General features: G+C 62.6%; 12 protein-coding genes and 1 pseudogene. 6 read left to right on the forward strand and 7 right to left on the reverse strand.

Annotated features, from left to right (window positions below; genetic code table 11):
* The first annotated feature begins 151 nt into the window (after positions 1-151).
* The 3 genes and pseudogenes from AC07VG_RS28090 to AC07VG_RS28100 all read left to right on the forward strand — a co-directional run bounded on the left by AC07VG_RS28090 (position 152) and on the right by AC07VG_RS28100 (position 2,802).
* The gene (locus tag AC07VG_RS28090; protein WP_495022280.1) at positions 152-1,408 is read left to right on the forward strand and encodes an MFS transporter; all 1,257 of its coding nucleotides are present in this window, start codon (positions 152-154) and stop codon (positions 1,406-1,408) included.
* Between the two features lie 71 nt (positions 1,409-1,479).
* Positions 1,480-1,812, forward strand: a pseudogene (locus AC07VG_RS28095) (neutral zinc metallopeptidase); the annotation flags it as partial.
* A complete protein-coding gene (locus tag AC07VG_RS28100; protein ID WP_495004709.1) occupies positions 1,813-2,802 on the forward strand; it encodes an alpha/beta hydrolase in 990 nt (329 codons plus the stop codon).
* Between the two features lie 206 nt (positions 2,803-3,008).
* Here the strand turns inward: AC07VG_RS28100 and AC07VG_RS28105 are convergent, their stop codons facing one another.
* The 3 genes from AC07VG_RS28105 to AC07VG_RS28115 form a co-directional block, all read right to left on the reverse strand.
* On the reverse strand, positions 3,009-3,602 hold the full coding sequence (locus AC07VG_RS28105) for an HAD family hydrolase (RefSeq protein ID WP_495004710.1): 594 nt from the start codon (positions 3,600-3,602) through the stop codon (positions 3,009-3,011).
* Positions 3,599-4,468, reverse strand: a complete 870-nt coding sequence (tesB, locus tag AC07VG_RS28110) for an acyl-CoA thioesterase II (protein ID WP_495004711.1) — start codon at positions 4,466-4,468, stop codon at positions 3,599-3,601. Before tesB ends, AC07VG_RS28105 begins: the two co-directional genes overlap by 4 nt.
* Before the next feature lie 147 nt (positions 4,469-4,615).
* The gene (locus AC07VG_RS28115; protein ID WP_495022267.1) at positions 4,616-5,185 is read right to left on the reverse strand and encodes a GNAT family N-acetyltransferase; all 570 of its coding nucleotides are present in this window, start codon (positions 5,183-5,185) and stop codon (positions 4,616-4,618) included.
* A 93-nt stretch (positions 5,186-5,278) separates the two neighbouring features.
* On the opposite strand from AC07VG_RS28115, the gene AC07VG_RS28120 reads away from it, so the two are divergent.
* Together AC07VG_RS28120 and AC07VG_RS28125 are read left to right on the forward strand one after the other, a co-directional pair.
* Positions 5,279-6,199, forward strand: a complete 921-nt coding sequence (locus tag AC07VG_RS28120) for a histone deacetylase family protein (RefSeq protein WP_495004713.1) — start codon at positions 5,279-5,281, stop codon at positions 6,197-6,199.
* Between the two features lie 359 nt (positions 6,200-6,558).
* A complete protein-coding gene (locus AC07VG_RS28125; RefSeq protein ID WP_495022268.1) occupies positions 6,559-7,797 on the forward strand; it encodes a TIGR03862 family flavoprotein in 1,239 nt (412 codons plus the stop codon).
* A gap of 89 nt (positions 7,798-7,886) precedes the next feature.
* Here AC07VG_RS28125 and rhlE1 read toward each other — a convergent pair whose 3' ends face one another.
* Both rhlE1 and yedA read right to left on the reverse strand, forming a co-directional pair.
* Entirely contained in the window at positions 7,887-9,221 is a 1,335-nt protein-coding gene (gene rhlE1 / locus AC07VG_RS28130) for an RNA helicase RhlE1 (protein WP_495004715.1), read from the reverse strand.
* Positions 9,222-9,279: 58 nt separating this feature from the next.
* The gene (yedA, locus tag AC07VG_RS28135; protein ID WP_495004716.1) at positions 9,280-10,170 is read right to left on the reverse strand and encodes a drug/metabolite exporter YedA; all 891 of its coding nucleotides are present in this window, start codon (positions 10,168-10,170) and stop codon (positions 9,280-9,282) included.
* Positions 10,171-10,331: 161 nt separating this feature from the next.
* Here yedA and AC07VG_RS28140 point away from each other — a divergent pair, with 161 nt between their 5' ends.
* Entirely contained in the window at positions 10,332-10,793 is a 462-nt protein-coding gene (locus AC07VG_RS28140) for an Lrp/AsnC family transcriptional regulator (protein WP_495004717.1), read from the forward strand.
* Between the two features lie 159 nt (positions 10,794-10,952).
* On the opposite strand, the gene AC07VG_RS28145 is transcribed toward AC07VG_RS28140, so the two are convergent.
* Positions 10,953-11,450 (reverse strand): BRO-N domain-containing protein, encoded by a 498-nt coding sequence (locus AC07VG_RS28145; protein WP_495022269.1) that lies wholly within the window; start codon positions 11,448-11,450, stop codon positions 10,953-10,955.
* A gap of 465 nt (positions 11,451-11,915) precedes the next feature.
* On the reverse strand, positions 11,916-12,527 hold the full coding sequence (locus tag AC07VG_RS28150) for a 3'-5' exonuclease (RefSeq protein WP_495004188.1): 612 nt from the start codon (positions 12,525-12,527) through the stop codon (positions 11,916-11,918).
* Positions 12,528-12,543 lie beyond the last annotated feature (16 nt).

The raw sequence follows: 12,543 nt of genomic DNA on the forward strand, positions 1-12,543 counted from the left end.
CGTCCCGGCCAAGGCAATGCTTCAAACGCTGCAGAAACACACCCAGACAATTCCAAAAAACGGGTAATCGCTCATGCTCTCGACTTCACAAAGCTCCCCTGTCACCCAGGGCAGCACCCGCGGCGGTATCGCCGACAAGATTCGTGGCGCCATGGCTGTCGGCACCACCCGCTGGGGCATGCTGGCCCTGGTGTTTTTCGCCACCACCCTGAATTACATCGATCGCGCCGCCCTGGGTGTCATGCAACCCATCCTGGCCAAGGAAATGAGCTGGACGGCGATGGACTACGCCAACATCAACTTCTGGTTCCAGGTCGGTTACGCCGTCGGTTTCGTCCTGCAGGGACGCTTGATCGACAAGATCGGCGTGAAGCGGGTGTTTTTCTTCTCCGTGTTGCTCTGGAGCCTGGCGACCGGCGCCCATGGCCTGGCCACCTCGGCGCTGGGATTCATGGTCTGCCGGTTGATTCTTGGCTTGACCGAAGCCGCCAACTACCCGGCCTGTGTGAAAACCACCCGCCTGTGGTTCCCCGCCGGTGAGCGGGCCGTGGCCACCGGCATCTTCAATGCCGGGACCAACGTCGGCGCGATGTTCACGCCCATGCTGCTGCCATTGATCCTGCAGGTCTGGGGCTGGCAGGCGGCGTTCCTGTGCATGTCGGCGCTGGGCGGTATCTGGCTGGTGTGCTGGGGCCTGAAATACTTCGACCCGCAAGCGCATCCTTCGGTGAAGTCGTCGGAACTGGCGTATATCCAGCAGGAAGTCGAACCGGCCCAACCCACCGTACCCTTCTCACGGATCCTGCGCATGCGCGGCACCTGGGCCTTCGCCCTGGCCTACTCGCTCACCGCCCCGGTGTTCTGGTTCTACCTGTACTGGCTGCCGCCGTTCCTCAACCAGCAATACAACCTGGGTATCAGCGTGACGCAGATGGGCATCCCGCTGATCATCATCTACCTGACCGCCGACTTCGGCAGTGTCGGCGGCGGCATCCTCTCCTCGTTCCTGATCGGCCGTGGGATCAACCCGATCCGCGCCCGCTTGCTGTCGATGCTGCTGTTCGCCTGCTGCATCGTCGGGGTAGTGATGGCGGCCGGTGCCAGCCACCTGTGGGTCGCCGTGGCCGCGATCTCCCTGGCCATCGGCGCGCACCAGGCCTGGACCGCGAACATCTGGAGCCTGGTGATGGACTACACCCCCAAGCACATGATGAGCACGGTGTTCGGTTTCGGCGGCATGTGCGCGGCCATCGGTGGCATGTTCATGACCCAACTGGTGGGCTACATCCTGACCGTCACGAACAACAACTACGCGGTGTTGTTCACGCTGATCCCGGCGATGTACTTCATTGCCCTGCTCTGGCTGTACTTCATGGCCCCGCGCAAGATCCCCAACCTCGCCGACTGACCCGCCCTCCGCCGAGGCCCGATTCCGGGCCTCTTCCGGTTGATCGAGCAGGCCGCCGCCACGCCCGACACGCCAAGATGCAGGCGGCCCGCCAGCAAGGGCAAAAAATGGAAGGCGACGGCGGCTTGCTGGTCCGCCAGGAGCTACAAGCCGATTGCCTGGCCGGGGTCTGGGCCTATCACGCGCAGCAACGTTTGAAATGGCTGGAACCCGGCGACATCGAAGCCGCCTTGAACACTGCCAACGCAATCGGTGATGATCGCCTTCAGCAGCAGGGCCAGGGACGTGTGGTGCCAGACTCTTTCACCCACGGCACCTCTGCGCAGCGGGTGCACTGGTTCAAGGCCGGCTTCGCCCAAGGGCAACTCAACCAATGCGATAACTTCGTCGCCAAGAGTCTGTGAATGAAAAAAATAGTCTGTCGGTCATTGTTGCTGGGGATGTGCGCTATCGGCGGGCAAGCCCAGGCCGCCGAACATGGGGTCAAGGAGGTCAGCCCCAATCATTTGAAACTCTCGGCCGGCGAGTTGAGCGTCGGGCTCAATCGCGACTGGCAAGGGCCGATGCCGGATGTAGAGCGGGTGTTGATCATCGTGCACGGGCGGCTGCGTAATGCCATGACCTACCTGCAAAGCGCGGAGACCGCTGCGGCCCAGGCGGGCCAGCAGCGCAACACCCTGATCATCGCGCCGCAGTTCCTCAATGAAAGTGATGTGCGGCGCAATCACCTGCCAGGCAACCTGCTGCGCTGGCAGGGCGATGACTGGATGGCCGGTTCGGAATCGACCGGGCCTTCGGCGATGAGTTCCTATGCGGCCCTGGATGAAGTCCTCGCGCGCCTGGGCAATCGGAAGAAGTTTCCGGCCCTGCGTGAAGTGGTCGTCGCCGGGCACTCCGGCGGTGGTCAGGTGGTGCAGCGCTATGCGCTGGTGGGGCATGGCGATACGCAGTTGGCCGGGAGCGGCATCAAGCTGCGTTATGTGATCGCCAACCCATCGTCCTATGCCTATTTCAACGCCCAGCGGCCGGTGGCGGGGTTCAATCCGTCGAGCTGCCCGGGGTTCAATGACTGGAAGTATGGCCTGCAGAACCTGCCGGACTACGCCAAGGGGCAATCACCGGCGCAGTTGGAGCAGGCTTATGTGCAGCGCGATATCACCTACCTGCTGGGGCAACAGGACACCGACCCGAACCATCCGGCCCTGGACAAGAGCTGCGGGGCTGAGGCCCAGGGGGCGTATCGGTTGATTCGCGGGCATAACTATTTTGCCTACCTGCAACAGCGTCATCCGCAAGGGTTCACGCAAACGCTGGTCGAGGTGCCCGGGGTCGGGCATAACGGCGATGGGATGCTGACTTCACCGCAGGGGCAGAAGGCGTTGTTTCAGCGCTGACGGTTTTCAGTGTGGGCAATGAGAGCAGCGTTGCCCGCACTGGCCTCTTCGCGGGCAAGCTCCGCTCCCACAGGTTTTGCGTACTGCTCAAAACGTGTGGGAGCGGAGCTTGTCGGGTCGCCGCACCGCCGCGAAGGCACGTTGAACTCATGATTTGTGTACGACACACCCCCTTGTGGGAGCGGAGCTTGCCCGCGAATAGGCCCTCAAGCCGAAAGCATCTGCCGAAGCGCCACACAATCCTCGGCATGCCAATCCGTCAGCTCCGGCCACGGGTTGTCCGGCAGGTTGACCAATATGGTCCGAGCCCCCGCCGCCCGCCCGCAATCCAGGTCGAAGCGATAATCACCGACCATCACCATCTCGCTCGGCGCCACGTTCCAGGCTTCGGCCAGCTTCAGCAAACCACCCGGATGCGGCTTGGGCGGTGCTTCATCACGGCCCAGCACATCGGCCTCGGCGAAACAGTCCGCCAAGCCAATCGCCTCCAGTGTCACATGGGCCAGCTCGCGGGCATTGCGCGTCAGGATACCCAGGCGATATCCACGCCCGGCCAACTCACGCACCAGCTCAACCGCCCCCACCGCCGGTTTCGAACCCAGCGCCAGGTCCCGTTCATGCTCCAGCAACCAGGCATGCTTGGCCGTGGCCTCAGCGGCCGGCAACGCCGCCAGATGCGTGAGGATGTCGTGTTCCGGCGGAATCGACAGGGCCACGCGAATCGCCGCGAAATCGTGCACGGCCACGGTCAGGGTACCGTCCATGTCGAACACCCAATGCCGTACCTCAGCCAGACTCATGCCCAATCCTTGCGATGACGGATCAAACCTTCCTGGGTCACCGACGCCACCAGCACGCCGGCACGGTTATACACGCTGCCCCGGGAGAACCCGCGGGAGTTACCGGCCCACGGGCTGTCCATGGCATAGAGCAACCAGTCATCCGCGCGCAGATCGGCGTGGAACCACAGCGAATGGTCAAGACTGGCGACCTGCATATCCTTCTGCCACACCGACTTGCCATGGGGCAGCAACGAGGTGGTCAGCAGACCGAAGTCCGAGGCGTAGGCCAGCAGGTATTTATGCAGCGCCGGCAAGTCGGCCAGTGCCCCGTCGGCGCGGAACCAGACGTACTTGACCGGGTCCGCCGGCTGCGGGTTGTAAGGGTCCTTCTCGGTGACCGGGCGGACTTCGATAGGCTTGGGGCACAGGAGCTTTTCACGCATGTGCTCGGGGATCAGGTGGGCGCGCTGCTGGGTGAGCTCCAGCTCCGTGGCCAGGTTCTCCGGCCCTACCACCTGCGGCATCTGGCTCTGGTGCTCGAAGCCTTCCTCGTCGTACTGGAACGAGGCGCTGCAGGTGAAGATCGGCTGGCCCTTCTGGATCGCCGTGACACGCCGCGTGCTGAAGCTGCCACCGTCGCGCACCCGGTCGACCGAGTAGACCACCGGCAGGCCGGCATCGCCCGGGCGCAGGAAATAACCGTGCATCGAATGCACATGCCGCGCTTCCTCGACCGTCTGGCTGGCCGCCGACAACGACTGGCCCAGCACCTGGCCGCCGAACAACTGGCGAAAGCCCAGGTCCTGGCTGCGGCCGCGAAACAGGTTTTCTTCAATCGGTTCCAGGGTCAGCAAGTCGACCAGGTCTTCCAGCACTTGGCTCATTCAAACGCTCCTCACACAGGGCAATACTGTTCACTTAACGACGAGATCAAGCCATCCGCGCTTGTGTGGCCAGTAGACTGACCACAGGCCTTGAATGATACAGCCTTTGACGCCCCCGGCGGTGCGGCGGATCGGCCAACCCCGGGGTTATCCTTGCAAGGTGCGCAGCCATTGCGCGTGGCTGATGCGATAGAGCACGTGACGCCGCAACGGATGATCGTCGGCCAGATTCGGATGATCGAAGCCGGACAGCGGATCGTCATGCATGCCGATGGCCTGCATGACCTTCTGCGAGGCCGTGTTGCTCTCGCTGGTAAAAGCGACGATCTCGTCCAGGGACAGCCGCTCGAAGCCACAACGCAACGCGGTCCAGGCCGCCTCGCTGGCATAGCCCAGGCCCCAGTGTTCGCTGGACAGACGCCAGGCTATTTCCACCGCCGGGGTGAAGCTGGCCTCGAAATTCACCTGCATCAGCCCGGTCAGGCCGATAAAAGCCCCGCTGTCCTTGCGTTCCAGCGCCCAGAGGCCAAAGCCGTATTCGGCGAAATGCCCGCGAATCCGCCCGATCAGCGCGGCACTTTGCAGACGGTTGAGGACCGTCGGAAAATAGCGCATCACCTGAGGATCGGCACACATCCGGGCAAACTCCGGCAAGTCCTCGTCGCGCCACTGGCGCAACAGCAAGCGTGCACTCTCAAGTCGCAGTATCGGCCCCATCAACTCTCCCTCCGGATTCTTTCAACGCTGACGTCCTGCTCGTCAGTGTATCGCGCTGATAAGATCCTTCACTCCTTCCTACATGAATTCGCCATGCCGCTGCCTTTGATCTACCACGATGATTACAGCCCGGACTTTCCCGCGGACCATCGCTTTCCCATGGACAAATTCCGCCTGCTGCGCGATCACCTGGTGGACAGTGGCCTGACCCGGGACGCCGATCTGCTGCGACCGCAGATCTGCCCTGTGGATATCCTCGCCCTGGCCCACGACCGTGGCTATATCGAGCGCTATATGGCTGGCGAACTGTCCCGTGAAGACCAGCGCCGCCTTGGCCTGCCCTGGAACGAGGCCCTGGCGCGGCGCACCGTGCGCGCGGTGGGCGGCTCGCTGCTGGCCGCCGAACAGGCGCTGGAACAGGGCCTGGCCTGTCACCTGGCGGGTGGCACGCACCATGCCCACTACGATCACCCGGCGGGCTTCTGCATTTTCAATGACTTGGCCATCATCAGCCGCTACCTGCTGGAAAGCGGCCGCGTGGGACGGGTGCTGATCTTCGACTGCGATGTGCACCAGGGCGACGGCACGGCGCGCATCCTCGAAGACACCCCGGACGCCATCACGGTTTCCCTGCACTGCGAGAAAAACTTCCCGGCGCGCAAGGCCCACAGCGATTGGGACATCCCCTTGCCGATGGGCATGGGTGACGCCGACTACCTCAAGGTGGTGGATGACGCCCTGAACTACTTGCTGCCGCTCTACCAGCCGGATCTGGTGCTGTACGACGCCGGCGTGGATGTGCACAAGGACGATGCCCTGGGTTACCTGAAACTGACCGATGAAGGCGTCGCCGCCCGCGATGAAAGTGTCCTGCGCCATTGCCTGGGCCGGGATATCCCGGTGGTCGGGGTGATTGGCGGCGGCTACAGCAAGGACCGTCGGGCCCTGGCCCGACGCCACGGGATCCTGCACCACAGCGCGCAAAAGGTCTGGATATCATCAGGTTGTCATTGAAGCCTGGGCTTACCCACAATGGCTGTGGAACCGCCTGTGGATAACCTGAGTGAAATGCGCTACAGGCCTTATGGGGGAAGGGCCGCGGAAGACTGTATGTTTTTCGTACAGCCGCTCTGAAGCCCACGCCCACAGGAAGAATGCAATCCCTTGTAGGAGCCAGCTTGCTGGCGATGGCGCCCTTGAAATCGATGCAACACTCTAGGGCCTCATCGCCAGCAAGCCGGCTCCTACACGAGTCCGCGTCAAACACAGGATCGGGGGGACAACAGCAAGTCAGCCCCAAGGGCCCGCGGACACCACATGATCGGTGGAAAAACGTAGAATGCCCGGCTCGTTCAGCCAATTCGCCGCCCGCCATGACCCAGCCAGCCCCCACCCCCGTCCCCCACGTCGCCATTATCGGTGGCGGCCCTGCCGGCCTGATGGCCGCCGAGGTGCTGAGCCAGGTGGGTATCCAGGTCGATCTCTACGACGGCATGCCTTCGGTGGGGCGCAAGTTCCTGCTGGCCGGCGTCGGCGGCATGAACATCAGCCATTCCGAAGCCTACCCGGCGTTTCTCTCCCGCTATGCCGAACGTGGTCCATACATCGCCCCGCTGCTCCGTACCTTTGGCGCCGATGAACTGTGCGAGTGGATTCACGGCCTGGGGATAACTACTTTCGTCGGCAGTTCCGGCCGGGTTTTCCCCAGCGACATGAAAGCCGCCCCGCTGCTGCGCGCCTGGCTCAAGCGCCTGCGCGAAGCCGGGGTAGTTATCCACACCCGCCATCGCTGGCAGGGCTGGCGTGACGGCAGCCTGGTTATCCACAGCCCTGACGGCGAAAAAACCCTGCGGCCCGACGCCACGCTCCTGGCCCTGGGCGGCGGCAGTTGGGCGCGACTGGGCTCCGACGGCGCCTGGCTGCCGCTGTTTGAGCAACAAGGCGTGACGGTCGCGCCCTTGCAACCGAGCAACTGCGGCTTTGATGTCATGGCCTGGAGCGAGGTCCTGCGCGGCAAGTTCGCCGGTGCCCCACTGAAGAACGTCGCCATCGCCCTGCCCCATGGCACGCCGCGCCTGGGCGAATGCGTGATCACCGCCAGCGGCATCGAGGGCAGCCTGATCTACGCGCTGTCCGCGCCGATTCGCGAGCAGATCAACCAGGACGGCTGCGCGACCATCGAGATCGACCTGCTGCCCGGAAAGTCTTTGGACAAGGTCCAGGCCGCGCTGGCCAAACCGCGCGGCTCACGCTCGATGGCCAAGCACCTGCACAGCCAGTTGGGGCTCGACGGAATCAAGGCGGCGCTGCTACGGGAGCTGACCAATGCCGAGACCTTTGCCGACCCGACGCGCCTGGCCAATGCCATCAAGGCGTTGCCGCTGACGCTGGTCAAGGCGCGTCCGCTGGACGAGGCCATCAGCAGCGCGGGCGGTGTACCGTTCGAGGCAATGGACGAGCGACTGATGCTCAAGGCACTGCCCGGCGTGTTCTGTGCCGGCGAAATGCTTGATTGGGAAGCACCGACCGGCGGCTACCTGCTCACCGCCTGCTTTGCCAGCGGGCGGGTGGCGGGACAAGGGATGCTGGAGTGGTTGCGGCAGCGAGCCTGAGATTTGCCGGCGATGGCGGACTTGAAATCAATGCAAAACTCAAGGGCCCCATCGCTGGCAAGCCAGCTCCCACAATAGTTGTGCTGGTCTTACGGCTTGCGCTTGCGCGGCCCGGTATTGAACACCGGCACCTTGCGCACCGGCTTGATCGACTGCACCACATCTTCCGGCTTCTCGCCGCTGTCGACCCACTTGCCCAGGTTGCGCTTGCCACCGGCGGCCTTCGGTTTTTTCGGCTTCTTCGGTTTCTTGATCACACTGCCCGAGGCATCGGTGTCCGGCACCCGGTGATCCGGCTCGAAACCGGCTTCGTCCTGGCGCTTGAGCGTCTGACGGGTCAGGGTCTCAATGGCCGACAGCAGATTCACCTCATCGGCGCAGACCAGGGAAATCGCCTCACCGGTGGCGCCGGCACGGCCGGTACGACCGATCCGGTGAATGTAGTCCTCGGCCACGATCGGCAGGTCGAAGTTGACCACCAACGGCAAGTCCTCAATATCCAGGCCACGGGCCGCCACATCGGTGGCCACGAGGATCTGGATCTCGCTCGCTTTGAAGCGGTCCAGTGCACGCTGGCGGGTGGCCTGGGGCTTGTCACCGTGGATACCGTCGGCATTGATGCCCAGGCCCTGGAGTTTTTCTACCAACTGGTCGACGCCATTGCGGGTCTTGGCGAACACCAGGACCTGCTTCCAGTGCTGCTTGCGCATCAGGTGCACGAACAGCTCCGGCTTGCGCTTCTTGTCCACCGTCACCAGCCACTGCTTGACGGTATTGGCCGCAACGTTGCGCGGGCTGACTTCAATGCTCAGCGGATCGTTGAGCATCTGCCCGGCCAGCAGGCGGATCGCATCGGAGAAGGTCGCGGAGAACAGCAGGGTCTGGCGCTTTTTCGGCAAGGCCTTGTAGATATTGCCCAGCTCTTCCTGGAAACCGAGATCGAGCATGCGGTCGGCTTCGTCGAGCACCAGGGTCTGCAACTGGTTGAACTTGAGGGCGTTCTGGCGGTACAGATCGAGCAAGCGGCCCGGGGTCGCCACCAACAGGTCGACACCCTTGCGCAGCTTCATCATCTGCGGATTGATGCTGACGCCACCGTACACCGCGTAGGTGCTCAGCGGCAGGTGCTCGGCGTACTGGCGCACACTTTCATGCACCTGCTCGGCCAATTCGCGGGTCGGTACCAGGATCAGTGAGCGCACCGAGTTGGCGGTAACCTTTGGCCCTTCCAGGGTCAGCAACTGCAGCAGCGGCAAGGCGAAACCGGCAGTCTTGCCAGTGCCTGTCTGGGCCGCGGCCATCAGGTCGCGGCCGGCCAATACGGCGGGAATGGCCTGGGTCTGGATCGGTGTGGGGGTCTGGTAACCCAGAGTATCCAGGGCCCGCGTCAGGGGTTCGATCAGGCCGAGTGTGGCGAATGTCATGGAAGTACCGTCGGGAAAAGTGTCAGCGCCGTGAAGCAATGCGCGGCAGTTTACCCTGTCAGGCCTCTTTCGGCTTGCGCCACTGCGGTAAACCGATCAACACCACGGCGCTGATGATCACGCCCATGGCCATGCACTCCTGCCAACCGATGTGCTCGCCGGCGAACAAGATGCCCAACAACACCGCCACAGCCGGGTTGACGTAGGCATAACTGGTGGCCGCCGCCGGGCGCACATGCTTCAACAGGTACATATAGGCGTTGAAGGCGATGATCGAGCCGAAGACGGTCAAATAGGCCATGGCAATCCAGCCGTCGGTGGTGGGCATCTGGGTCAGGCGTTCGCCGCGGACAAAGCTGGCCAGCAGCAGCACCACGCCACCCACCAGCATTTCCGCGGCGCTGGCCATGCCGCCCTGAGGCAACGGCAGGTGCTTGCTCCACACCGAACCGAAGGCCCAGGTCGCCGCGGCCAACAGCAGCAGGCCGGCCCCCAGCGGGCTGGCTTGCAGGTTGGAGCCCATGTTCAGCAGGGCGATACCGATCAGCCCGAGCACAATCCCGGCCCATTCGAGACCGGTATTACGGTTGCCCCAGAAAAACCCGCAGAGCAAGGTAAACAGCGGCACCGTCGCCACCGTCAACGCGGCAACGCCCGAGGCCACGCCCATGTGTTCGGCGAGGGTCACCGCGCCATTGCCGAAACTGAGCAGCAGCACACCGATGGCCGCCGCCGCTTTCCATTGCTGCCAGGTCGGTGCCGGCACCCCGCGAAAGCGCTGATAGGCATACAGCAGAGTGCCCGCGATCACAAAGCGGATGCCGCCCATCATTAACGGCGGCCAGGATTCCACGCCGATACGAATGGCCAGGTAGGTCGAGCCCCAGATGAAATACAACGCAAAAAAGGCACCGATCAGCGGTAACGGAAAACGGCGAGGGGCAGGCATGGGGGGCAGATCCAGGCGGGACAAGGGAGGCTTATTCTAGGAAGGCGCCCGGCAAATAATAAGTTACAAAACCGTGTTATAAGGCCAGTACACTTTGCAAAGCATGGATATTCCGGGTTTCGACCGCTGTTTCGAAAGCCCGCGTCATAGAGAGCCTGTGGATGGATAAATACGACCGTTTGATCCTCGGTGAGCTGCTGGACAATGGCCGCGCCTCGTTCGCCGAACTGGCGCGCAAGGTCAACCTGTCCGCGCCGGCCGTGGCGGAGCGGGTGGCGAAGCTGGAAAGCAGCGGGGTCATCACCGGCTATCAGGCCAAGGTGGACCTGGCGAAGATCGGTTTGCCGATCCAGTGCGTGATCGAGTTACGGCTCAACCAGCATGGCAAGCAGCAGCCTTACGACGATCTGGCGCAGATTCCGCAGATTACCGAATGCCATCGGGTGACCGGGGATCCCTGTGTGATTCTGCAGGCGGCGGTGGGGAGCATGGCGGAGCTGGAGCAGTTGATCAATCGGATTGCCCAGTTCGGCTTCAGCAAGACCTCGATTGTGTTGTCGAGCGCGATTGAGCGGCGGGTGCCGTTGGGGCATTTGGACATGAATGGGAAAGCGAAGGGCTGATAAACCGGGGGCGGCGTTCTGCCTGATAGTCCGTGTTTACCGGTTTTGGGGGCGCTTCGCACCCCATCGCGAGCAAGCTTGCTTCTACAGTACGGTGCCGAACACACAGGCTGTGCACGACACAAATCCTGTAGGAGCAAGCTTGCTCGCGATAGCTCTCTACCAGACGCTGCCACACCCACTGACCGGCACCACCTGCGGCATATCACGCAGCCCAATCCACGGTTCTTTCCGCCAGTGCAGCAGACTCAGCGCCCCACCCTCCCACTCCAGAACTCCAAGGCACGGCGCCTGGGTCAACGCCGGCTGCGGCTGACCGCGCAACATCGGCAGCACCTGATGCGTCAGCCATTGGCGCAGATGGCGATTCTCCGGCAGGTAGTGATAGACCAACATCGCGTAGACACCGGATTCGCTGAGCATCAGGTGATCTTCAGATCGGCCGTTACCCTTGAGTTTCAATACCCACCGTTGATCCGGGTCGAGCTTGATGGCTTTGCGTTCATGCCATTCGATCCCCATCAGATGCCCGATATCACGGGCACAGAACCAGGCCTCGTCATGCAGGAGCAAGGCGCGGAGTTTGAGGTGGTGGCGGGTGAAGATTTGCGCTTCGAAGCTGATGTCAGCTTGTATTTCGGGAATGGAATTTTCCATTGTGGATTACTCTTGGCTGTCTGAAAAAAGCTGCCAATCGTCTTCCTACGAACTTGGGTGGCAGCCGTACGCGGGGTAGGAACCGAGTCTTCAGACAACCCCGGCCACGCAGAAGCGTGCCCGCGCACGGCCACCGCGGCTGATTATCCGGGCATAAAAAAAGCACCGCAATCAGAAGGTGGACGCAAAGCGTCTGAAGAGATCAGCAAGGGTTCCTACGCCCTGTCACCGATTTGGCGATGACAGGAGAAAGGCTAACGTCACTGCCCCGCTCGGGAAAGACAGCACAGGTCGCCACCCGCAGTACGACATTTCCTAAAAAACACACGACAAAAGATCTATTCAGGAGCAATGCCAGTCAGTCAAGGAAACTTGTAACGGAGCGCGGTCTTGTGGCGAGCGGGCTTGCCCGCTCGCCACAAATCTCGGCCAGACGTAAACCCTGGACTGTCCGCGACAGTGCTCTCAAACGCCCCGATAGCGCTTCAAATGCTCGCCAATCTTCGCTGCCGGCACCTTCTGCAACTTACACAACCAATCATGGGACACCCCCTGCACCCCATGCTTGTCGCGCAACTCGCCAGCCATATGCGCCAGCAGATTCGCCGCCATCTCGGCATCGGCCATGGCCCGGTGCGCCTGGCCCGTATTCGGCAAGCGGGCGAACGCCGTCAGCGTACCCAGCTTGTGATTCGGCGCCGACGGCATCAAGCGCCGCGCCAGCAGCAACGAACAGGCAAAGTTCTGCAACCGGGTACGCTTGATCCGCCCCAGCTCGAAGTCCCAGAACTTCTGGTCGAACGCGGCGTTATGCGCCAGCAACGGGGTGGTACCGACGAATTCGTTGACCTCGTTCATCACCCGCTCCGCCGACGGCGCGGTACGCAACATGGCGTTGCTGATGCCGGTCAGCTGTTCGATAAACGCAGGCACGCGCACGCCGGCGTTCATCAAACTCTGGTAACGGTCGACGATGCGCCCCTGTTCCAGGATGACCACGGCGATTTCCGTAGCCCGGCACCCCGCGTTCGGCGTGATGCCCGTGGTTTCAAAGTCGATGACCGCAATACGTTCCAAAAGCCCAGCCCTTTGC

It is taken from the genome of Pseudomonas sp. GW821-FHT03C07 (genome assembly GCF_059420925.1).

What these genes read in the sequence shown, in the direction of transcription:
- AC07VG_RS28090 (WP_495022280.1), top strand. Translation starts at nt 152, where the DNA reads ATGGCTGTCGGCACCACCCGCTGGGGCATGCTGGCCCTGGTGTTTTTC.
- AC07VG_RS28100 (WP_495004709.1), top strand. Translation starts at nt 1,813, where the DNA reads ATGAAAAAAATAGTCTGTCGGTCATTGTTGCTGGGGATGTGCGCTATC.
- AC07VG_RS28105 (WP_495004710.1), bottom strand. Translation starts at nt 3,602, where the DNA reads ATGAGTCTGGCTGAGGTACGGCATTGGGTGTTCGACATGGACGGTACC.
- tesB (WP_495004711.1), bottom strand. Translation starts at nt 4,468, where the DNA reads ATGAGCCAAGTGCTGGAAGACCTGGTCGACTTGCTGACCCTGGAACCG.
- AC07VG_RS28115 (WP_495022267.1), bottom strand. Translation starts at nt 5,185, where the DNA reads ATGGGGCCGATACTGCGACTTGAGAGTGCACGCTTGCTGTTGCGCCAG.
- AC07VG_RS28120 (WP_495004713.1), top strand. Translation starts at nt 5,279, where the DNA reads ATGCCGCTGCCTTTGATCTACCACGATGATTACAGCCCGGACTTTCCC.
- AC07VG_RS28125 (WP_495022268.1), top strand. Translation starts at nt 6,559, where the DNA reads ATGACCCAGCCAGCCCCCACCCCCGTCCCCCACGTCGCCATTATCGGT.
- rhlE1 (WP_495004715.1), bottom strand. Translation starts at nt 9,221, where the DNA reads ATGACATTCGCCACACTCGGCCTGATCGAACCCCTGACGCGGGCCCTG.
- yedA (WP_495004716.1), bottom strand. Translation starts at nt 10,170, where the DNA reads ATGCCTGCCCCTCGCCGTTTTCCGTTACCGCTGATCGGTGCCTTTTTT.
- AC07VG_RS28140 (WP_495004717.1), top strand. Translation starts at nt 10,332, where the DNA reads ATGGATAAATACGACCGTTTGATCCTCGGTGAGCTGCTGGACAATGGC.
- AC07VG_RS28145 (WP_495022269.1), bottom strand. Translation starts at nt 11,450, where the DNA reads ATGGAAAATTCCATTCCCGAAATACAAGCTGACATCAGCTTCGAAGCG.